At 62.1% G+C, this 21,768-nt stretch carries 20 protein-coding genes, 1 tRNA gene and 1 pseudogene; 11 read left to right on the plus strand and 11 right to left on the minus strand.

The window, feature by feature from the left end:
- Nucleotides 1–36: 36 nt before the first annotated feature.
- Complete coding sequence (locus tag NKI20_RS14205; RefSeq protein WP_352628409.1) at nt 37–468, plus strand: YybH family protein; 432 nt, start codon at nt 37–39, stop codon at nt 466–468.
- A gap of 243 nt (nt 469–711) precedes the next feature.
- Here NKI20_RS14205 and NKI20_RS14210 read toward each other — a convergent pair.
- A tRNA-Thr gene (locus NKI20_RS14210) sits at nt 712–786 on the minus strand.
- Between the two features lie 160 nt (nt 787–946).
- Between NKI20_RS14210 and NKI20_RS14215 the strand changes: the two genes are divergently transcribed.
- The 9 genes and pseudogenes from NKI20_RS14215 (at nt 947) to yacG (ending at nt 6,599) form a co-directional block, all read left to right on the plus strand.
- Nucleotides 947–1,123 (plus strand): hypothetical protein, encoded by a 177-nt coding sequence (locus NKI20_RS14215; RefSeq protein ID WP_352831368.1) that lies wholly within the window; start codon nt 947–949, stop codon nt 1,121–1,123.
- Nucleotides 1,124–1,270: 147 nt separating this feature from the next.
- The gene (gene murA / locus NKI20_RS14220; protein WP_352831370.1) at nt 1,271–2,563 is read left to right on the plus strand and encodes a UDP-N-acetylglucosamine 1-carboxyvinyltransferase; all 1,293 of its coding nucleotides are present in this window, start codon (nt 1,271–1,273) and stop codon (nt 2,561–2,563) included.
- Between the two features lie 91 nt (nt 2,564–2,654).
- Entirely contained in the window at nt 2,655–3,089 is a 435-nt protein-coding gene (locus tag NKI20_RS14225; RefSeq protein ID WP_023758394.1) for a DUF2948 family protein, read from the plus strand.
- Between the two features lie 7 nt (nt 3,090–3,096).
- Nucleotides 3,097–4,389 (plus strand): histidinol dehydrogenase, encoded by a 1,293-nt coding sequence (gene hisD, locus NKI20_RS14230; RefSeq protein ID WP_352831372.1) that lies wholly within the window; start codon nt 3,097–3,099, stop codon nt 4,387–4,389.
- Nucleotides 4,390–4,395: 6 nt separating this feature from the next.
- Nucleotides 4,396–4,881, plus strand: coding sequence for a UPF0262 family protein (locus NKI20_RS14235; RefSeq protein WP_352487184.1), 486 nt, complete (start codon nt 4,396–4,398; stop codon nt 4,879–4,881).
- Nucleotides 4,869–5,264 (plus strand): annotated as a pseudogene (locus tag NKI20_RS14240) (arsenate-mycothiol transferase ArsC); the annotation flags it as partial. The gene NKI20_RS14235 and the pseudogene NKI20_RS14240, both read left to right, overlap by 13 nt.
- A 274-nt stretch (nt 5,265–5,538) precedes the next feature.
- Complete coding sequence (gene infA / locus NKI20_RS14245; protein ID WP_006200926.1) at nt 5,539–5,757, plus strand: translation initiation factor IF-1; 219 nt, start codon at nt 5,539–5,541, stop codon at nt 5,755–5,757.
- Between the two features lie 21 nt (nt 5,758–5,778).
- Nucleotides 5,779–6,405 (plus strand): Maf-like protein, encoded by a 627-nt coding sequence (locus NKI20_RS14250; RefSeq protein WP_352831374.1) that lies wholly within the window; start codon nt 5,779–5,781, stop codon nt 6,403–6,405.
- A complete protein-coding gene (gene yacG / locus NKI20_RS14255; RefSeq protein WP_023758399.1) occupies nt 6,402–6,599 on the plus strand; it encodes a DNA gyrase inhibitor YacG in 198 nt (65 codons plus the stop codon). The genes NKI20_RS14250 and yacG overlap by 4 nt, the downstream gene beginning before the upstream one ends.
- A gap of 4 nt (nt 6,600–6,603) precedes the next feature.
- On the opposite strand, the gene NKI20_RS14260 is transcribed toward yacG, so the two are convergent.
- The 6 genes from NKI20_RS14260 to NKI20_RS14285 all read right to left on the minus strand — a co-directional run bounded on the left by NKI20_RS14260 (nt 6,604) and on the right by NKI20_RS14285 (nt 15,603).
- Entirely contained in the window at nt 6,604–7,974 is a 1,371-nt protein-coding gene (locus tag NKI20_RS14260) for an alpha-glucosidase/alpha-galactosidase (protein WP_352831377.1), read from the minus strand.
- A gap of 20 nt (nt 7,975–7,994) precedes the next feature.
- Nucleotides 7,995–9,662, minus strand: a complete 1,668-nt coding sequence (locus tag NKI20_RS14265) for an ABC transporter ATP-binding protein (RefSeq protein WP_352831379.1) — start codon at nt 9,660–9,662, stop codon at nt 7,995–7,997.
- A gap of 10 nt (nt 9,663–9,672) precedes the next feature.
- The gene (locus NKI20_RS14270; protein WP_023758402.1) at nt 9,673–10,809 is read right to left on the minus strand and encodes an ABC transporter permease; all 1,137 of its coding nucleotides are present in this window, start codon (nt 10,807–10,809) and stop codon (nt 9,673–9,675) included.
- Nucleotide 10,810: 1 nt separating this feature from the next.
- Complete coding sequence (locus NKI20_RS14275; protein ID WP_352602332.1) at nt 10,811–11,818, minus strand: ABC transporter permease; 1,008 nt, start codon at nt 11,816–11,818, stop codon at nt 10,811–10,813.
- Nucleotides 11,819–11,932: 114 nt separating this feature from the next.
- On the minus strand, nt 11,933–14,017 hold the full coding sequence (locus tag NKI20_RS14280) for an ABC transporter substrate-binding protein (RefSeq protein WP_352831382.1): 2,085 nt from the start codon (nt 14,015–14,017) through the stop codon (nt 11,933–11,935).
- Between the two features lie 119 nt (nt 14,018–14,136).
- Complete coding sequence (locus NKI20_RS14285; RefSeq protein WP_352831384.1) at nt 14,137–15,603, minus strand: alpha-glucosidase/alpha-galactosidase; 1,467 nt, start codon at nt 15,601–15,603, stop codon at nt 14,137–14,139.
- A gap of 75 nt (nt 15,604–15,678) precedes the next feature.
- Between NKI20_RS14285 and NKI20_RS14290 the strand changes: the two genes are divergently transcribed.
- A complete protein-coding gene (locus NKI20_RS14290) occupies nt 15,679–16,725 on the plus strand; it encodes an AraC family transcriptional regulator (protein ID WP_352831386.1) in 1,047 nt (348 codons plus the stop codon).
- Nucleotides 16,726–16,752: 27 nt separating this feature from the next.
- Here NKI20_RS14290 and NKI20_RS14295 read toward each other — a convergent pair whose 3' ends face one another.
- The 4 genes from NKI20_RS14295 to NKI20_RS14310 are packed head-to-tail and all read right to left on the minus strand — an operon-like array spanning nt 16,753 to nt 21,597.
- A complete protein-coding gene (locus tag NKI20_RS14295; protein WP_352831388.1) occupies nt 16,753–18,780 on the minus strand; it encodes an aldo/keto reductase in 2,028 nt (675 codons plus the stop codon).
- A 35-nt stretch (nt 18,781–18,815) separates the two neighbouring features.
- On the minus strand, nt 18,816–19,895 hold the full coding sequence (locus tag NKI20_RS14300) for an ABC transporter ATP-binding protein (protein ID WP_352831390.1): 1,080 nt from the start codon (nt 19,893–19,895) through the stop codon (nt 18,816–18,818).
- Nucleotides 19,896–19,903: 8 nt separating this feature from the next.
- Nucleotides 19,904–20,740 (minus strand): carbohydrate ABC transporter permease, encoded by an 837-nt coding sequence (locus NKI20_RS14305; protein WP_352831392.1) that lies wholly within the window; start codon nt 20,738–20,740, stop codon nt 19,904–19,906.
- Complete coding sequence (locus NKI20_RS14310) at nt 20,737–21,597, minus strand: carbohydrate ABC transporter permease (protein ID WP_023758410.1); 861 nt, start codon at nt 21,595–21,597, stop codon at nt 20,737–20,739. Before NKI20_RS14310 ends, NKI20_RS14305 begins: the two co-directional genes overlap by 4 nt.
- Between the last annotated feature and the right edge of the window lie 171 nt (nt 21,598–21,768).

The following is a 21,768-nucleotide window of genomic DNA, read 5'->3' on the forward strand; positions in this document are numbered from 1 at the left end:
TTTTGGGAAGCATGGCAAGACTGTGGGAATGTTAAGATGTTAGCCTCCGACCTAACGAAAGTTATCGAGCAGGATCATCTGGCTCTGGATGCCTTCGTAAAGGGCGATCCTGAACCCTTGAAAGGCCTCTACTCGCGACAGGACGACGTCATAATTGCCAATCCCTTTGGCCCGCCGGCGAAGGGATGGAGAAAGGCCGCTGAGACCATGGAACGGGCCGCCACCAATTACCGGCACGGCAAGGCCATCGGCTTTGAGCGCATCTCGGAGTATGCGACGGCCGACTTGGGATACATCATCGAGGTCGAGCGGTTCCAATCCAAGGTCGGTGGGGGCGACAAACTGGTGCCGATTGCGCTTCGAGTCACCACCATATTCCGCCGGGAGGAAGGCGCGTGGAGGATCGTCCTTCGTCATGCCGATCCGATAACCTCGGTACGCTCACCGACGTCCATTGTCGGGGAGTAGAAGGACCAGTGCTTGTTGGCCGCCGGCAAAAGAAAGTCGGGCCTAATCTACACGCCCGACACCAGCCCGAACGCCTATCCCTAAAATCCGAGGACGCGCATCGCCAAAGATAATAGACGCCGATCTTCGGATGTCGCCGAGGTCCAGGCATTCTCAAGCTTATGTGTACCACCCCCTGCGCACCAGACAGGCGGCAAAAAGACCAATAAAGTCAGATAGTTGTTTCCAAACAACGGCTTGGAATGGTGCTGCGAGAGAGGATTGAACTCTCGACCTCTCCCTTACCAAGGGAGTGCTCTACCACTGAGCTACCGCAGCCGCTGATGGCGGGGCTTCTGCCATATCGAACCGGCAAGCGCAAGGCCAAGTGCAACGCTTCTGTGAAAGGCTTTGCTGGATGGCTTTATTGACATGGCGGCGCCACAATGTTGGCTATCCCTGATTGGCAGGCTGGCTGGTCGCCGGCCGGAACGGGACCATGAACGACAAGACAATCCCAGCAAAAAAGGGCGGCATCAACCGCAAGGACCGGCTGGCCGAGCAATTGCGTGCCAATTTGCAGAAGCGCAAGGCGCAGTCGCGCTCGCGGCGCGCCGGCGATGCGGATCAGCGGCCGGACGGGCTCGGCGCGGCAAGGGAAATGCAAAAAGATTAACTCAAATCTGCCACTCTTGGCCCGGGGCGGGGCGAAATCCTATTTCTTGAACCAGCCAATTCCTTGAACCAGATTGGCCAATGGTCTAGACGGGCCGCTACTCAAACGATTGAACCGGCTTTTTTGAGCCGAGAGGGACGTTCTTCCATGGATCGCATCAGAATTGTCGGGGGCAACAAGCTCTCCGGAAGCATTCCGATCTCAGGCGCGAAAAACGCGGCCCTGCCCCTGATGATCGCCTCGCTTTTGACCGACGACACGCTGACGCTGGAAAACGTGCCGCATCTGGCCGATGTCGAGCAGTTGATCCGCATCCTGGGCAATCACGGCGTCGATTATTCGGTCAATGGCCGCCGCGAGAAGCAGAATGAAGGCTATTCGCGCACCATCACTTTCTCCGCCCGCAACATCGTCGACACGACGGCGCCCTACGAGCTGGTATCGAAGATGCGGGCGTCGTTCTGGGTGATCGGGCCGCTGCTGGCCCGCATGGGCGAGGCCAAGGTGTCGCTGCCCGGCGGTTGCGCCATCGGCACGCGCCCGGTCGATCTGTTCCTCGAGGGCCTGCAGGCGCTGGGCGCCGACATCGATGTCGACACCGGCTATGTCATCGCCAAAACCCGGAATGGCCGTCTTGTCGGCAACCGCTACGCATTCCCGAAGGTCTCTGTCGGCGCCACCCATGTGCTGATGATGGCCGCGGCGCTGGCCAAGGGCGAGACGGTGCTGGAAAATGCCGCCTGCGAACCCGAAATCGTCAACCTCGCCGAGTGCCTCAATGCCATGGGCGCGAAGATTTCCGGCGCCGGCACGCCTGTTATCACCATCGATGGCGTCGAATCGCTGTCGGGTGCCCGCGTGCGCGTCATTCCCGACCGCATCGAGACCGGCACCTACGCAATGGCGGTGGCGATGACCGGCGGCGACGTCGTGCTCGAGGGCGCACGCCCCGAACTGCTGCAGACCGCGCTCGACGTGATCTCGCAGACGGGTGCGGAGATCACGCAAACCAATTCCGGCATTCGTGTGAAGCGCAACGGCGCCGGCATTTCCCCAGTCGACGTGACGACGGCGCCCTTCCCGGCCTTCCCGACCGATTTGCAGGCGCAGTTCATGGGCCTGATGACGATGGCCAAGGGCAAGTCGCGCATCACCGAGACGATCTTCGAAAACCGTTTCATGCATGTGCAGGAACTGGCCCGGCTCGGCGCCCACATCACGCTTTCGGGCCAGACGGCAATCGTCGACGGCGTGTCGAAATTGAAGGGCGCGCCGGTCATGGCGACCGATCTTCGCGCCTCGGTCTCGCTGGTCATCGCCGGCCTGGCGGCCGAAGGCGAGACGACGGTCAACCGCGTCTATCATCTCGACCGCGGCTTCGAGCGGCTGGAAGAAAAGCTGTCCAACTGCGGCGCGGTGATCGAGCGGATTTCCGCATAGGCCAATCGCAAGGCCGTGCGGTGCGGTTGCGCGGACGGGAAAGACCGCCTAACAGAAGGTTCGGTTATCAACCTTCAGGTGCGAAATCCGCATGACTGCCCTTAAGCTTATCGCGCTCGACGACCAGGACCTGAGCATCGTTTCGGCCCATGTCCAGGATGCCGTGATGAAGGTCAGCGACCTCGAATTCCTGCCCGCGGCCAAGCGTTTCCTGATGACCATGAACCGTTTCGTCTGGGAGGCCAAATCCGGGCTGTTTCGCCAGCACAATGAGCGGCGGCAGGCGGTGCTGCATTTCGACCGGGTGCTCGGTGCCAAGACCAACGGCATCGCTCGCGACAAGCCGACTGAGGTCCTCTCCCTGCTGGCGATCAGCTTCATCGAGATCAGCAAGCCGGCCGGTATCGTCGAGCTGATCTTTGCGGGCGGCGGCACGATAATGCTCGATGTCGAGTGCATCGAGGCCCGCCTTGCCGACATCGGCGGCGCGTGGGAAGCCAGCTCGCGCCCGATCCATAAGGCCTGAACCTCCAATGGCCATCAAGCTTCGTCAGTCCGACGCCGATTTCGAGCAGCGTTTCGCCGCCTTCCTCCTGACCAAGCGGGAGGTGTCAGCCGATGTCGACACCGCGGTGCGCGACATCATCGCGCGCGTGCGCGCCGAGGGCGACGCGGCGCTGATCGACTATTCACAGAAGTTCGATCGCGCCGATCTTGCTGGATTAGGCATCGCCGTCTCGAAGGACGACATCGCCCAAGCTTACAAGGCCGCTGACCCAAAAACGATCGAGGCACTGGAATTCGCGCGCGACCGCATCCGCTCGCATCACGAACGGCAGCGGCCGAAGGACGATCGCTATAGCGATGCCGCCGGCGTCGAACTCGGTTGGCGTTGGACGGCAATCGAGGCGGTCGGGCTCTATGTGCCGGGCGGCACGGCGAGCTATCCGAGCTCGGTGCTGATGAACGCCGTACCTGCCAGGGTAGCCGGCGTCGAGCGCATCGTCATGGTCGTGCCGGCGCCCGGCGGCATCATCAACCCGCTGGTGCTGGTGGCCGCCGATATATCAGGCGTGTCGGAAATCTACCGCGTCGGCGGCGCCCAGGCGATCGCAGCCCTTGCCTATGGAACCGAAACGATCCGGCCGGTCGCAAAGATCGTCGGGCCGGGCAACGCCTATGTCGCCGCGGCCAAGCGCCAGGTGTTCGGCACCGTCGGCATCGACATGATCGCCGGGCCGTCGGAAGTGCTCGTCGTGGCAGACGGCAGCAACGACCCTGACTGGATTGCCGCCGATTTGCTGGCTCAGGCCGAGCACGATGCGTCGGCGCAGTCGATCCTGGTTACCGACGATCCGGCCTTCGGCATCGCCGTCGAACAGGCGGTCGAGCGCCAGTTGCAGAACCTGCCGCGCGCCGAAACGGCGGCGGCAAGCTGGCGCGATTTCGGCGCCGTGATCGAGGTCGCCACAATCGACGCCGCGCTGCCGCTGGTCGACCGTATCGCCGCCGAACACGTCGAATTGGCAATCGACGATGCCGAGGGTTTTCTGGCCCGGATGCGCAATGCGGGTGCCGTCTTCCTCGGCCGCCATACGCCGGAAGCTATCGGCGACTATGTCGGCGGATCCAACCATGTGCTGCCAACGGCACGCTCGGCACGTTTCTCGTCCGGCCTGTCCGTGCTCGATTTCGTCAAGCGCACTTCGATCCTCAAGCTTGGGCCGGAGCAGTTGCGGATCTTGGCGCCGGCGGCGATTGCGCTGGCCAAGGCGGAAGGCCTTGAAGCACATGGCCGCTCCGTCGCCATACGGTTGAATATGTAGGCCGGCATGTCGGACTCCGATCAAACCCGAGGCAGGCTGATCGATGTCGAACTCGATGAATCGATCGGCCGTTCGACACCCGATGTCGAGCATGAACGCGCGGTGGCGATCTTCGATCTGATCGAGGAAAACAGTTTTCGACCCGTCAATGACAGCGGCGCCGGTCCCTATCGGCTGAAACTGTCGCTGGCCGAGCAGCGCCTGGTCTTTGCCGTGGCGCGAGAGGATGGCGCCGCCGTCGTTACCCACATCCTGTCGCTGACGCCGCTCAGGCGCATCGTCAAGGACTATTACATGATCTGCGAAAGCTATTACGATGCCATCCGCTCCTCGACGCCGAGCCACATCGAGGCGATCGACATGGGCCGCCGCGGCCTGCACAATGAGGGTTCGCGGACGCTGATGGACCGGCTCTCCGGCAAGATCGACATCGACTTCGATACGGCGCGCCGGCTGTTCACGCTGGTCTGCGTGCTGCACTGGCGGGGCTAGCCCTGGCACCCGGCGGCCCTCCCCGTTCGATCCTGTTCCTGTGCGGGATGAATGCCGTGCGCTCGCCGATGGCGGAGCAACTGGCGAGGCGGATGCTGCCTGCCACCATCTTCGTCGCCTCGGCCGGCGTTCGCGCGGGCGAGCGCGATCCGTTCGTCGATGCAGTGCTGGCCGAGGAGGGTCTCACGCTGGGCGAGCGTCACCCAAGGACGATGGACGATCTCGAGGACGACTATTTCGACCTCATCGTCACGCTGGCGCCGGAAGCGCATCATGCGGCGCTTGAACTCACCCGCTCGCTCGCCGTCGAAGTCGAATACTGGCCGATGCCGGATCCCACCGATGCCGGCGGCACGCGCGAGCAGATCATGGCGGCCTACCGGTAGGGGCGCGCGCGGCTTATGTTGCGCATCGGTCCACTTTTTTTGCTCCCATAACAAAAAAACGCGACGGATTAAGCGTGTTCACAAGCGAACGATTATCATATAGGTTCCGCCGAAATTCCGGCTAGAGTCGGATGATTTCAGGTCTGTTCGAGCTGAAATCTGAATCCGCCTCTAAACCAAGAAGTAGAGTATGATGTCGTCCGAAAACCTCTTCACACTTTTCGGCATCATGCTCTAAGCGCCGGAACTGCCATCCAAGCAAAGGTATCGAATGCCGAAGGAAGAAGTCCTCGAGTTTCCGGGTGTCGTGACGGAATTGTTGCCCAACGCGATGTTCCGGGTAAAGCTCGAAAACGAACACGAAATCATCGCCCATACGGCCGGCCGCATGCGCAAGAACCGCATCCGCGTGCTGACCGGCGACAAGGTTCTGGTCGAAATGACACCATACGACCTGACCAAGGGCCGCATCACCTATCGTTTCAAGTAAGCAAAGCCCGACTGGTCCGCGATGAGCATTTTGCAGAAGCTGGTGCTTGCCTCGGGTTCGCCGCGCCGAATCGAGCTCTTGCAGCAAGCCGGTATCGAGCCGGACCGGGTGCTGCCTGCCGATGTCGACGAAACGCCGCTGCGTGCCGAGCATCCGCGCTCGCTGGCCAAGCGGCTGGCGAAGGAAAAGGCCGAGAAGGCATTCGCTTCGCTGACAATCGAAGCCGACTATGCGCCGGGCTTCGTGCTGGCCGCGGACACGGTGGTGGCCGTCGGGCGGCGCATCTTGCCCAAGGCCGAGACCCTCGACGACGCCGCCAACTGCCTCGGGCTGTTGTCCGGCCGTTCGCACCGGGTCTATTCCGGCATCTGCCTGATCACGCCGGGCGGCAAACTCCGCCAACGGCTGGTCGAGACGCGCGTGCGCTTCAAGCGGCTGCCGCGCGAAGAGATCGACGCCTATGTCGCCTCGGGCGAATGGCGCGGCAAGGCCGGCGGCTACGCTGTCCAGGGTCTCGCCGGCGCCTTCGTCGTCAAGCTGGTCGGCTCCTACACCAACATCGTCGGGCTGCCGCTCTATGAGACGGTGGCGCTGCTATCCGGCGAAGGCTTCAAAATCCATCGAAGCTGGTCATCGCCGCGACCATGAGCATAGACGACAAGGTGACGCCGCTACGGCCCAAACGCCCCTGCCCCGAATGCGGCAAGCCGTCGGCGCGCGAGACCTATCCATTCTGCTCGACGCGCTGCAAGGACATCGACCTCAATCGCTGGCTGAAGGGCGCCTATGTCATCTCGGCCCGCGACGACGAGGACGAGACGGACCCCGACGCTCCGAAATAGGTCGTCAGGCGGCTTCGGTCTTGCGGCTCACGCGCGCCCAGGCCGGCAGCCAGTCGCCGTGAGCGGCGAGAAGGTCGTCGACCAGTGACCAGATCTGGTCGAGATCAAGCTCGGCGGCAGTATGCGGGTCCATCATCGCAGCATGGTAGATGTGCTCGCGGTTCTCCGTCATCAGCGCCCGCACCGTCAGTTCCTGCACATTGATGTTGGTGCGGATCAGCGCGGTCAATTGCGGCGGCAGCTCGCCGATATAGGTCGGCTGGATGCCGGAGGCGTCGACCAGGCACGGCACTTCGGCGGCGCAGTCGAAAGGCAGCGAGGTGATGCAGCCATTGTTGCGGACATTGCCGTAGATCACCGACGGTTCGCCGGTCCAGACCGAATTCATGATCGAGGAGGCATACTCTTTCGACTGCTCGACTTCGATGCGGTCGGCCGAACGATAGGCTTCCGCCTGCCCCTTCCAGCGCTCGATCTGCTCGATGCAGCGCTTGGGATACTCATCCAGCGGGATGCCGTACTTCTCGATCAGGTCCGGGCGTCCGTCCTTGATGAAATAGGGCGTGTATTCGGCGAAATGCTCCGAGCTTTCGGTGACGAAATAGCCGAGCCTCGTCAGCATCTCGTAGCGCACCTTGTTGGGGCAGCGCGGGTTCCAGCCGGGCTTGGGCGCGCGGCCTTCGCGATAGGCGCGCACGAGATCTGGATAGAGATTGCGGTAGGAACCGTCCGGCTGGCGATGCTCGAAGCTGAGATAAAAGGCCATGTGGTTGATGCCGGCCGAGCGATAGCGGATTTCTTCGTAGGGAAGGTCGAGATCGTGGGCCAGCTCCATTGCCGTGCCCTGCACCGAATGGCAGAGGCCGACCTGCCTGATCTCAGGATATTTCTCTGATATCGCCCAGGTGTTGATCGCCATCGGGTTGACATATTGCAGCATGATCGCCTGCGGGCAGACGGCGAGCATGTCCTCGCAGACCTTCCACAGATGCGGCACGGTCCGGAGGCCCCGCATGATGCCGCCGACGCCGAGCGTATCGGCGATCGTCTGGCGCAGGCCGTATTTCTTCGGCACTTCGAAATCGGTGACCGTGCAGGGCTCGTAGCCGCCGATCTGGAAGGCGACGACGACAAAATCGGCGCCGGCCAGCGCCTTGCGCTGGTCCGAATGGGTCTCGGTCTTCGCCTTGACGCCAAGCGTCGCAATCAGCTTGTTGACGACGATGGCGCTCTCTTCCAGCCGTTGCGGATTGACGTCCATCAACGCGATCGTCGCGCCGGCAAGCGACGGGCGTTGCAGCACGTCGCCGACAATGTTCTTCATGAACACCGTCGAGCCGGCGCCAATGAACGTGATCTTGGGATTTCTTGCCATGCTAATCTCCGGCGTATTGTTCAGGCCACTTCGAAAGCGGCCCTGACGAGCCGTTCGGTGTAGGCGGTCTTGGGATTGGACAGGACCTCGTCGACGGGGCCCTGCTCGACGATCTTGCCGTTCTGCATGACGATGACGCGGTGGCACAGCGCGCGCACCACCTTGAGGTCATGCGAGATGAAGAGGTAGCTCAGGCCGCGCTCGTCCTGCAGTTTGCGCAAGAGGTCGATGATCTGCGCCTGGACGGAGAGGTCCAGCGCCGATGTCGGCTCGTCGAGCAGGATGAATTCGGGTTCGAGCGCTATGGCGCGGGCGATCGCGATGCGTTGCCGCTGGCCGCCGGAGAATTCGTGCGGAAACCGCGACAGTATATCGCCTGGCATGCCGGCGCTGACCAGCGCGTCGCGCACTCGCTCTACCCGCTCGCGCCGCGTCGCTCCTATGCTGTTGACGATCAGCCCTTCCTCGATGATCTGCCCGATCGTCATGCGCGGGTTGAGAGAAGAGAACGGATCCTGGAAGACGATCTGCATGCGCGATCGCAAGGGCCGCATCTCGGCTCGCGACAGGCCGTGGATCGGCTTGCCGTCGAAGCGTATCTCGCCGCGCTTGGTGTCTATCAACCGGAGCAGGGCCTGGCCGAAGGTGGTCTTTCCGGAGCCGGACTCGCCGACCAGCCCCAGAGTCTCATGGCGGCACAGGCTGAGGCTGAGGCCGTCGACGGCGACCAGTTCGCGCCAGTCCGGTTTCAAGAAGGTGCCGTGGCGCAGCATGAAGGAGACGCGCACGCCGCTGGCCTCGAGGATGGTGCCGCAGCCGGCGGGGAGAGGCTTCGGCTGCCCGCGCGGCTCGGAAGCCAGCAGCCGCCTCGTATAGGGATGCTGCGGATCGGCAAACAGCCGTTCGGTGACGTTGTGCTCGCACATTTCGCCATGCTGCATGACATAGACGTAGTCGGAGAACTGGCGCACGACGGTCAGGTCGTGGGTAATCAGGATTACCGCCATGCGCAGCTCTTTCTGCAGGCTGCGGATCAGGTTCAGGATCTGCGCCTGGACGGTGACATCGAGCGCCGTGGTCGGCTCATCGGCGATCAAGACATCGGGATTGTTGGCAAGCGCCATGGCGATCATCACCCGCTGGCGCTGCCCGCCTGACAGCTGATGCGGGTATTGCCTGAGCCGCGCGGCGGGATCGGGAATCTGCACGTGCTGCAGAAGTTCCAGTGCTCGCGCCCAGGCCTGCTTGCGGCTGACCTTGCGATGCACCCTGATCGCCTCGACGATCTGGCTGCCGACCGTATAAATCGGGTTGAGCGAGCTCATCGGCTCCTGGAAGATCATCGAAATGCGGTTGCCGCGCAGCTTGCGCCTAGCGCTCTCGGGGAACTTCAGGATGTTTTGTCCATCATAGCAGACGCTCGATCCGGGCGACACCGTGGCGCGCCGCGACAGCAGTCCCATGACAGTGCGTGCCGTCACCGACTTGCCGGAACCGGATTCGCCGACGATGGCGATCGTCTCGCCGCGATAGAGCTGGAACGAGATGTCCTTGACCGCGTCGACGACGCCATGCTCGACCTTGAAGGCCACGGCGACGTTGCGGGCGTCGATGACGGGCTGATCCTGGCGTCCGTCGTGATCGTGGCGGACGGTCGGTGCGAAGGATACGGCGAGCGCGACTGACATTTGTGCCACCTCAGTAGGGATCGACGGCGTCGCGCAGGCCGTCGCCAAGCGCGTTGAAGGCAAAGACGGTGACGAGCACGAAGCCGACCGGCGACAAGATCCAGGGATAGGTGCCGATCACGGAATAGGTCGCGGTGTCCTGCAGCATCAGGCCCCACGAGATCAGCGGCGGCTTGACGGCGAAGCCGAGGAAACCGAGGAAGGATTCAAGTAGCACCACCGTCGGGATCGCCAAGGTCACGGCCACGATCACATGGCTCATCACATTGGGGAAGATGTGCTGCATGATGATGCGCCTGTCGGTGGCGCCGACCGCCATGGCCGCGCGGACATACTCGATCCGCGCCAGCGCCAAAGTCTTGCCGCGCACCTCTCGCGACATCTGCGCCCAACCCAATGCCGACATGACGATGATGACGAAAGCGAGAAAGACGTTGGTGGGAGCAGTAACCGGGATCAATGTCGTCAGCGCCAGGTAAAGCGGCAGTTGCGGGAAGGCGAGCACCAGTTCGACGAAACGCTGCATCCAGACATCGAACCTGCCGCCGAAATAGCCGGAGACCATGCCGACGGTGGTGCCGATGACAGTGATGATGAAGACGACCGTCAGCGCGATCATTAGCGAGACGCGCGATCCATGGATGGCGCGCGACAGCACGTCGCGGCCAAATTTGTCCGTGCCGAGGAAATGTACCGGCTGGCCATCCAGCGAGCCGAACAAATGCCGGTCCGCCGGTATGAGCCCGAACAGCTTGTAGGGTGCGCCGTGTGCAAAGAAACCAAGCAGCCTCGGATGGTCATAGTCAGGACCAACGACAGGCTGGAAGGTGACCGGATCGAGATCCGCCGAATCGGCGAGCGCATAGACCCTCGGCCGAGCGGTGAAACCGCCGTCCTTGTCATGGAAAACAGGCACCTGCGGCGGAGCGAAGCCGACGTCCGTGACCTTCGGGTCCATCGGCGCGATGAACTCGGCGAACACGGCCATCACCAACAGGAGCACGACAAGCCAAAGCCCGGCCATGCCGGTCCAGGAGCGCTTCAGCCGGCGCCAGACAAGCGCGATATAGCTCTCATTGCCGCGCTGCGGCTTCTCGATTGTGCCTTCGGCGGGCAGCGGTGGTGGGAGATTGTCGAAAGCCAGCATCTCAGCTTTCCCCGAACTGGCGCACGCGCGGATCGAGCAGCACAAGCAGCATGTCGGCGATGATGTTGCCGACGATCAGCGTTGCCGACAAAACCATCATGAACGTGGCGGTGACATAGACGTCGCCGACAGCCATGGAGCCGACGATCGCCGGGCCGACGGTTGGCAGCGCAAAGATGATTGCGGTCTCGATCTCGCCGGTGAGCATGTAAGGCAGCACCACGCCCTGGTACATGACGAGAGGGTGCAGCGCATTGGGCACGGCGTGACGCATGACGACGGCAGTGCCGGTCAGCCCCTTGGCCCTGGCAGTCTCGACATATTGCGCGTTCAGCGTGTCGAGCAGATTGCCGCGCATGACACGCATATTGTAGGCGAGACCACCGAAGGTGGCGATCGCCACGACCGGCCAGACATGCTTGACCAGGTCGACGAATTTGGCCCACGACCACGGAGCGCCGCCATATTGCGGCGAGAAGAAGCTGCCGATCTCCGATACGTTGAACTGAAAGACCAGGAGATAGACGATGATCAGCGCCATCAGGAAGCGCGGCACCGTCATGCCTAGGAAGGAGATGGCCGAAAGCGTGCTGTCTATCCAGGTATATTGCCGGGTCGCCGCCCAAATGCCGAAGCCGATGCCCAGCACGGAGGCGAGCAGATGGCAGACCAAAGCCAGAAGGAGCGTGCGCGGCAGCCGCTCGCCGACCACATCGGCGACCGGCTTGTTGTAATAGAGGCTGTAGCCGAAGTCGCCGCGGGTGATGATGCCACCGATCCAGTTGAGATACTGGACGGGCAGCGGCTTATCGAGACCATGCTCGATGCGATAGGCCTTTGCCTGCGCGTCGGCCTCGGCGAAGGAAGCTCCACCTTGGTTGATCGCCTGCGAGCGGATGTAGTCGGCATAATCGCCCGGCGGCGCCTGGATGATGGCAAAGGTGACCAGGCTCAAAATGGCGAGGACCGGTATTGCCGACGCAATGCGCGTGAGCAGGAATCGCAACATGGACGGTCCGTTTCCTTGTCTCGCCGATCGCGCCCTTTGGATGCGTCCGGAGGTTGACTTTGTCGGGGCGCGCCGGCGGGGCGGCCCGAATTCTCTCAGTCAGGGGAGGTAAACCTAATCCATCGGGCCTTTTTCTCCGGGCTTGCCGGGCAGCTCCTCAGGGAACAACTCGTATTTCGCCTGCTTGTCGGCGGCGACAAAGACCCGTTCGCGAATGATCGAATCCTCGGCCCAGTTGAACATGAAGATCGGTGTGCCCTGCGGAATGTTCGAAAAACGCTTGTTGACGATCAGCGCGCCAGGATATTCCGTCAGACCGACATTGTAGACGTGTTCCGTCGATATCTTCTGAAACTGTTTCATCAGGCTGGCACGTTGGTCATTGTCCTGCGTCGAGACGAACTTGTTGACGATGTCGACGAGGTCCTTTTCGAAAGGCATCAAATCGACCTCACCGTTTTCCGGCGCTCGATGGTCCCAGCTGGTGCGCGGACCGACCGGGGCGAGCTGCGCGGTGTTCTGCACCACCGAGGTCAGTTCCTGGTCGTTGCGCCGGACCAGCCAGTCGAAGCGGCCGGAATATTGCGAAGCGTCGCGCTGAGTACCGTTGAGCCCATTGAGCACGACCCGAATTCCAAGCTTTTCCATCTGGGCGACGACGCCTTCGGCAAGGCTCTTGTCGGTGGTGTAGTCATTGTTGACCAACATCACGATTTCTACGTTCTTGCCGCCAGCGGTGCCGGAAGGGAAGTTCACGAAACCGTCGCCGTCGGTATCCTTGAGGCCTGCCTTAGCCAGTTCGGCCTTGGCGCCTTTGAGATCGAAGGGATAGTAGACCGTCGAATTGCGGTCATAGAAGCTGGTGCCCGACGACAGTCCGCCGGGATAGATGGCGGTGAACGGCCCCTTGACCAGCGAGTCGCCGAGCGCCTTGCGGTCGAGCGCCATGGTGATGGCCTTGCGGAAGTCCTCGTTGCGGTTCAGCTCGCGCACAGCTTGTCCGCGCGCGTCCGGGTTGCCCCAGCCATTGGCGGAAAAGTTCATGCGCAAATTGTAGCCGATGAGCCGCGGGCCAAAGGCCAGCCGTGCGGGTGCATTAGCCTCTGCCGCGCGCTTCAGCGAGGCGACGAAGTTTTCCGGCTGTTCCAGATTGGAAAAGTCAGCCGAGCCGGCGACCGCCTGGACGTCGCGGTCGGCCCAGGTCGACAGTTTGTACTGCAACTCGTTGAGGTAAGGCAGCTGGTTGCCCTTCTCGTCGACTTTCCAATAATAGGGGTTGCGACGCAGGACGATGATATCGTCAGGCCGGTATTCGACCGGCACCCAGGCGCCCATTACCGGCAGGTTCATGTATTCCGGCGGGAAGGCGTTCTTGAACTGATCGTAGGTGTTCTTCGAATATTTCGGATGCTGCGGCTTCAGGATGTGCGAAGGACCCGGGCAGAAGGTGCCGTAGGCCATCGCGTAGAGATATTGTTTCGGAAACGCCTCCTTGAAGGTCCACTCGACGGTGTAGTCGTCGATCTTCTTCAGGGTCGTGCCGACACCGAAGGTTTCCGGCGTCGCTCCGTTCAGCGGCGAGACGTTCGGGTCGACGACCTCGTCGTCCCAGTAGAACATGACATCGTCGGCATTGAAGGCAACGCCATCCGACCATTTGGCGCCTTCGACCAGGTGCATGGTCAGCTTGTGGCCGTCCTTCGACCAGTCCCAGCTCCTGGCCAGGTTCGGCAACGGCTCGGTGTCCTTCGCCTCGACCTGGAACAGCGGCGCGGTGCGCGTCAGGCATTCGGAAAGGCCGATGTCGATGCCGCCCCAGCCTTGGGTCTGGCCGGCGCCGTAGTTCCAGCCTTCCGGCCGCCCGCCGATGACATGGCGCATCGTATCGCCGTAGACGCCGATGCCGTCTTGCATGTTGCCCGTCTTGAAGACCAGCGGTTCTTTCGGCAGCCGGTCCTTGAGCGGCGGCAGCTTGCCGGTCTTGACGTATTTCTCGGTGACCCAGTCCGGCTCGTGATATTCGGGGAGCGCCTTGAACTCCAGAATGGAGTCACGCGCCACATAGTGGATCTTGCCCTCGGCGGGGAACGGTGTCGGCGCCGGCGGAACCGTCGGTTCGCTAGCGTATGCATTGATTGCCGAGACCGAGACGCTCAGCGCCAGTCCGGCAGCAAGACCGATATTGCGTAAATTCCTCACTGTCTCTCTCCCTCTTGTTTGTTCCGGAGCGTTTGCATCCGCTCCGCTTCTCCTCGAACTCAAACGGCTTCCTGGCAGTGGATCCGCCTCCCGTAGATCCACCATCACCGCATGTGGTTTCAGCCGACTTGCGCCAGCGCAGTTTTTTCGGCTCGCAATTCCTCGATCGAGCGAACGCTGCGCCGTGCAGCGCCCGCCCACTCGCGGGTCTTTACCTGAGATGTCGACAGCCGCTCCCTGGCGGCCGGAACCGCATGGGCATATTGCGGCAACCAGGCCGCCTGGGCGACGACCATTTCGTCGACCATCTGCCAGACCTCCTCCGGCGTCGAAACCGCGCCGACCAGCGGGTCGTGCAGCACGGCGAGCTTCAACAGATCGATGTCGCCTGATATCGCGGCATGAACAGACATGCGCTGGACGTTGATCGAGGAAATGCAAGTGGCGGCGCAGGCTTCCGGCAGCGTGATGCCGGCCGCCATGTTGATGCCGAAGCGGTCGACGAAGCCGGGCGATTCGACGATGGCATCCTGCGGCAGGTTGGTGATCACCCCATCGTTCTTGACGTTGAAGTGGCCGCGATAGACGCGGTTGGTCTCCAGCGCCTCCAGTATGTGGCTGGCATGCTCGTTGGAGCGCTTCTCCGGGTCGATCGGCTTTGACGCCGCTTCGAGGAACTGCGGATATTCCGTTTCGAACCAGTTGCGGGTTTCGGTGGAGTAGCGAAGATAGCCGCCCGTTTCACCGTGGATCCAGTCGGACATATCGATCCAGCGCGTAATCTCGTCGGGGCGTTTGCGATACCAAGGCAGATATTCGGAAAGATGGCCGTTGCTTTCGGTCGAATAGACGCCGAAGCGCTTCAGGACATCGATGCGCAGCTTCTCCTGTTGCGAATAGACCGGATGCGCCTCGAAGGCGGCTACCAATTCGTCCTTGCCGATGGGGCGGCCGTTCAGGCGCAGGTCGATGAACCAGGTCTGGTGGTTGATGCCTGAACAGACATAGTCGAGTTCCTGCCTGGACTTCGCGCCGAGGACCTCGGCGATCTGCTCGGCTCCGTGCTGGACCCCGTGGCAGAGCCCGACGGTGTCGACCTTGCCGTATTCGATCGCTGCCCAGGTGTTCATCGCCATCGGGTTGGCGTAATTCAGGAATTTAACGTTCGTCTCGGCAACCTCGCGGATGTCCTTGCAGAAATCCAGGATCACCGGGATGTTGCGCTGGCCATAGAGAATGCCGCCGGCGCAAATCGTATCGCCGACGCACTGGTCGATGCCATATTTCAGGGGAATGCGGATATCGTCGGCATAGGCTTCGAGGCCTCCGACCCGCACGCAGCTGATAACGTAGCGTGCGCCTTCGAGCGCCTTGCGGCGGTCGGTGGTCGCCGTCACCTTGGTCGGCAATCTGTTTGCCTCGACGATCCTGTCGAGGATCGCCTTGATCATCTGAAGATTGTGCTCGCTGACGTCGGTCAACGCGAATTCGATGTCCTTGAATTCGGGCACGCACAGGATGTCGGTGAACAATTTCTTGGTGAAGCCGACGCTGCCCGCACCGATGATAGCGATTTTGAAACTCATCAGCCGCACCTCATTCCACTCGATATGCAGGCAAGGAATGACAATGGGAAGTTGTAGCCACATGTCGTGACATGTATGCGCGACAAGCCGGAATCCGGCTCACCAACCTCCCTGTCCGCTCCTCGACTGCGGATCTCTCTCGCTTTTCGACGGGGATTATGCGCTTATTCGCGAGCGCGACCAGAGAAGGATTATGCTTTCGAGGGTAATTTTGTGCTGCATGATTTGATAGCCAACGGACAATCCATGCGTACGATCTCGCTGCCGCGCGGTCGCCAGCGCCTGCACGCTATGCCGACGAGCACGGGCTACGAGGTGCGCGAGGACGAGATCTATGATTGGGACGGCCGCAAGCGCGGCCAGACACCGTTCACGGTGCTCCAGCACACGATCAGCGGAGCCGGCCGGCTGCGCTACGAAAACCGCAACTACCGCCTGCAGAAGAACGACACATTGCTGGTGCTGGTGCCGCACAACCACCGCTACTGGCTGGCTGGGGATGAGCGCTGGGAGTTTTTCTGGATTTCGATGAACGGCGAGGAAGCGCTGCGCATCCACAAGTCGATCCTCAGCGTCTCCGGTCCTGTATTTCGGCTGCAGCCGGCGACAATCGATCATCTTGCCGATTGCAGCCTGCGCCTGATCAAAGGGGCTGCTTCGCCGGGTGCTGCTTCGGCGATAGCCTACGAGGCTGCGATGGCGCTCTATGACGATGTCTTCGGCTCCCACGCCTTTGCCGAAAAACAGAGCGTCATGCAGCCGGTGATCGATCACATCGGTGCCAATCTCGATAAACCGCTGCCGGTGGCTGACCTGGTCCAGATCAGCGGCCTCAGCCGGGCCCATTTCTCACGCTGTTTTGCCGAAAGCGAAGGCGTGCCGCCCGCCGAGTTCGTGCTGCAGCAGCGCCTGCAACGCGCGGCGAAGCTGCTGACCAAGGTGGATTTTCTGCCGGTGAAGGAAGTCGCCATCCTGTGCGGCTTCGAGGACGCCAACTATTTTTCGAAGGTCTTCCGCCGCTGTTACGGCATCACGCCAAGCCAATTCCGCACCACCGGCATGTACGCCAGCATGAGAACCCCGGCCAGGCGCGGCATCAGGGCGTCCGATGACGGGACCTGACACCGCCGCCGTTAGACAGGCAGTTAACTAGGCTGCGCGCAGACTGCCGCCATCCAGCCACTCGAGATCGGCCTGCGAAAGCGTGATGTCGAGGGCGCGCAGGCTGTCGTCCAACTCGTCCAGCGTGCGCGGCCCGATCAGCGGAATGGATGGGAAGGGCTGGGCAAGCACATAAGCGAGCGCAACATGGATCGGGCTCTTGCCAAGTCTCGCGGCAAGGTCGATCGCCCGGTCGCGGCGGCCGAAATTCCGCTCCGAGTACCAGACACGTACCAGTTCCTCGTTGTCGAGCCTGTCGCGCCCGGCGCGGTCGGTGAAGAAGCCGCGTCCCTGGCTCGACCAGGCGAAGTTCGGCATCTGCCTAGATGTCAGCCAGGCCTTCCACACATCCGTGGAGGACGTGACGCAGCCAGCCCAGATCGGCTCCAGCATTTCGGCCAGCGAGAAATTGTTGGATAGCGCGCCGGGCTTTTGCTTGCCGGTGCGTTCGGCATAGGCAATGGCCTCGTCCATGCGTTCCATCGTCCAGTTCGAGCCGCCGAACGGGCCGCGGATGCGGCCAGCCTTTACCTCGCGATCCATCGCATCGACGAATTCGCCGACCGGCACGTCCGGATTGTCGCGGTGCATGAAATAGACATCGACATGGTCGGTCTGCAGGCGGTCGAGCGACTGGTCGAGCTGCTTGCCGATCACATCGGGATAGCAGAGCGGCGAGTGGGCGCCCTTGGCGATGACCACCGATTGCGCGCGCACGCCGCGGTTCTTCAGCCACTCGCCAAGCAGCTTCTCGGTATAACCGGCGCCGTAGACATAACCGGTGTCGAAGAGATTGCCGCCGCCCTCGAAAAAGGCGTCGAGCAGGATCGAGCCCGAGGAAAACGTGCGGAAATCCTCGAAGCCGAGCGCCACCACCGACGCGGGCTTCGACAGCCCCGGTATCTTGCGCTTGGCGATCGCCGTGCCGCCTGATCGCAAAGGCCGGCCGGAAATGGTGTTGATGCGTTGTTGGGCATTCTCGATCTCGTATTCGAGGCCGGCCGCCGCTCGCCATCTGTCCAGCACACGCAAAGTGCCGAGGCTTTCCGCCCACGCCATGCCCGGCCAGGCGAATTCCTGCCGCCCGGCGCGAATGGCCTCGCCGGCCGCGTCGACCTCGAAGGAATAGACATGGCGCTTCTCGTTGACGCTGATGGTCTCGCGCGAGCCATCCGATGCAATGACGTCGATCTGGCCCAGGCCGACGCTGCGGTTACCGCCGGCGAACCAGAAGTCCGGCACCTCGATGCGGCCTTTGGTGCCCAGGATGCGCAGAACATTGTCCTGGTTGAGCGAGATGCTGCAGGAGACTTCGGCGACAATGCCGCCGGGGAAATGCAGCAGCGCCGAGGCCCATTCGTCGACGCCGGACTGGCCAAGATGGGCGGTGCCGACGACCTTGTCAGGCTCGGCGAAGGGTTTTCCAGCTGCGGCGCCGGCAATCAATCGGACCATCGAGACGGGATAGCCGCCGACGTCAAGAATGCCGCCGCCGGCAAGATCGTTGGCGTAGAGCCGGTGCTGCGGCATGAAGCCCGGCATGGCGAAACCAAAGCTCGACTTGATCATCCTGATCTCGCCGATGACACCGGACCTGATCAGCTCGACCAGTTTCAGCGTCTGCGGGTGCAGCCGGTACATGAAGGCTTCGCCGAGAAACGTGCCGGCCTTGCGCGCGGCATGCATCATGGCGTCGGCCTCGAAGGCGGTCAGTGCAAGCGGCTTTTCGCACAGCACATGCTTTCCTGCCTCGGCCGCCTTGATCGCCCATTGCGCATGGCCGGGATGCGGTATCGAAATGTAGACGGCGTCGACTTCGGGATCGGCAAGCAGCGCATCGTAGCCATCGAGGATGCGGGCGCTGGGGAAACTCTCGGCGAGGCCAGGCTTGGCGGGATTGCGGGCACCGACGGCGACCAGCTTTCCGGTGCGCGAATCGGCCACGCCACCGGCAAAGGACTGGGCGATGCTGCCCGGTCCGAGGATGCCCCAGCGAATGGGCGTGGTTGCAGTCATTGTCATTCTCCTTGAAGGCTGGAAAGGGTGGCCGGTCACCGCAGCCGCAGTCCTTTTTCGTCGAACAGGTAGGATTTGCGGATGGAAACGGTAATCTCGGACGCATCGGGAACCTTTGCCGCGTCGCGCTGGATCACCACGTCTTCACCATTGGCCGTTCTGGTGTAGAGGAAGCTCGTGCCGCCGAGGTGCTCAATCACGTCGATGCCGACGACGAGGTCGGCGCCACCTTCTCCCGCGTTGCCGAAATGTTCGGGCCGCACGCCGACGATGACCTTGCTACCCACTTCGGGTGTAGCGCCTGTCAGCGGCTGGGTGAAACGGGTCTTCTCCTGACCCGCCAGTTCGACGATCACGCCACACGCATCGTGTCCGACAATATGGGCCTTGATGAAGTTCATCTTCGGCGAGCCGACAAAGCCCGCCACGAACTGGTTGTCGGGATTGTCATAGAGATCGAGCGGCCGGCCGATCTGTTCGATATGGCCGGCGCGCATCACGACGATCCTGTCGGCGAGCGTCATCGCCTCGGTCTGGTCGTGCGTGACATAGATCATGGTGGCGCCGAGTTCCTTGTGCAGCCGAGAGATCTCGACCCGCATCTGGACGCGCAGTTCGGCGTCGAGATTGGAGAGCGGCTCATCGAACAGGAAGACCTGCGGCTCGCGCACGATGGCGCGACCTATGGCGACGCGCTGGCGCTGGCCGCCGGAGAGTTTTTTCGGCCGCCTGTCCATCAATTCGCTGATGCGCAGGATCTCTGCCGCGCGCTTTATCCGCCGATCGGTATCGGCTTTCGGGTTGCCAGTCATGCGCAGCCCGAAAGAGAGGTTCTGTTCGACGCTCATGTGCGGATAGAGTGCGTATGACTGGAACACCATGGCGATGCCGCGGTCGGCTGGCTCGACATCGTTTACCACCTTGCCGCCGATGGCGATCTCGCCGGCGCTGATATCCTCGAGCCCGGCGATCATTCTGAGCAGCGTAGACTTGCCGCAGCCGGACGGGCCGACAAAGACGACGAACTCGCCGTCCTCGATATCGATGCTGGCGCCATGGACAACCTCGAAGAGGCCGAAGCGCTTGACGACATTGTCGAGCGTGACCGTTGCCATTCTGCCCCTTACTTGACCGCGCCGGCGGCGATGCCGGCGATGAAATGGCGCTGCAGCAGCACGAAGACGACGAGCATCGGCACCGTCAGCATCACCGCGCCCGCCATGATGCCGCCCCATGACACCTTGGTGAGGCCGATCAGCGTGCCGAGCGCCACCGGCGCCGTCATTGAACCGGGCTGGCTGTTGATCAAAAGCGGCCACAGATAATTATTCCAGGAGGCGAGGAACAGGATGATGGCGAGCGCCGCCAGCATCGGCCGCGCCAAGGGCAGCGCAACGAACAGGAAGATGCGCCATTCCTTCACGCCTTCGACGCGCGCCGCATCGAAGAGGTCGTCCGGCATCATCGAAAAACTCTGCCGCATGAACAGCACGCCGAGCGAATTGAATAGCGGCGGCACGATCAGCGCAATCCAGGTGTTGGCGAGCTTGAAATCGCGCGCCACCATGATGAATTGCGGGATCAGCACGACCGCATAGGGAAGCGTGATAGTGCCGAGGATAATGGCGACAATCGCGCCTTTGCCGAAGAACTGGTAACGAGCCAGTGCCCAGCCGGCCATCGACGTCAGCAGCACCGACAGGATGGTGTAGGTAACCGCCACCGAGACCGAAATGCCGATGGCGCCGACGAAGTTGGTGTCCCGCTGCAGATTGTTGAAATTGTCAATGAAATTGCCGTGCGGCAACAGCTCGATGCCGGGGCTGAAGATGCCGTTGTCCGGCATGGTCGAAAATACCACCATCATCCACAGCGGAAACAGCCAGATCAGCGCCAGCGGCGTCAGGAACAGATGCAGCGCAATGCTGCGTCCCAGCCTGGTGGAGGAGCGCGAGCTCATTTCGGCTCCCTCGTCAGCCACAGCTGCACCAGCGTGATGGCGATCGCCAGCCCGGCCATGGTGTAGGCGACGGCCGAGGCATAGCCGAAATTGAGCGAGCGGAAACCCTGGCGGTAGAGCAGCAGGCCAAGCGTCTCCGTGCCGCCTCCCGGTCCGCCCCGCTCGGTGATCAGGAATGGCTCGGTGAACAGCTGCATGGTGCCGATGATAGACAGCACCAGGCAAAACACGATGACCGGCTTGAGGAGCGGCAGGGTGATATGGAAGAATTGCTTGAGCTTGCTGACACGGTCGAGCGTTGCCGCCTCGTAGACATCTTCGGGTATGGACTGCATACCGGCAAGCAGGATGATGGCGTTGTAACCGGCCCAGCGCCAGGTCACCGCGATCATGATCAACGCCATCGCCGGCGTGACGTTGGAGAACCAGTCGATCTTGGGCAGGCCGACGCTGTTCAAGAGCTTGTTGATGATGCCGAAATCGAGGTTGAACATCAGCCGGAACACCGCCGAATAGGCGACCTCGCCAACCACGACCGGGGCGAAGAAGGCGAAGCGATAAAGGCCGCGCGCCTTCAAAAGCGGCGAATTCAACAGCACCGCCATGACGAGCGCCAGCGAAATCATCACCGGCACCTGGATCACCAGGATCAGCAGCGTGTTCTCAAGCGCGTTGAAGAAGGCCGGATCGCCAATCAATCGGCCCCAGTTGAAGCCGGGCGCGAACCGCCACGGCACGGTGCGCGTCGCCTGGAAGGAGATCATGAAGGAGCTGATGATCGGCCACACCCAGAACACCGCAAAGATCAGCAGATAGGGTGCGAGGAAGCGATACGCCGTGGCATTCTGATGGCGCATTGCTGTCTCCTTTCCGCGTTCAAGGGTGGCGCGCCCTGCTGAAACGCGCGGCGCGTTCGGTAATGGTCGCGGGCAGGAGCAGGGTGCCGCCCCACCCCAGGAGAAGAGGAACGTTGTCTTGGGTGACTGGGCCCCCCGCGCGCGGGCATGGGGCGGGGTGGGGGGGGGGGG

It is taken from the genome of Mesorhizobium sp. M0830 (assembly GCF_040319965.1).
In the GTDB taxonomy this organism is placed as follows: Bacteria; Pseudomonadota; Alphaproteobacteria; order Rhizobiales; family Rhizobiaceae; genus Mesorhizobium.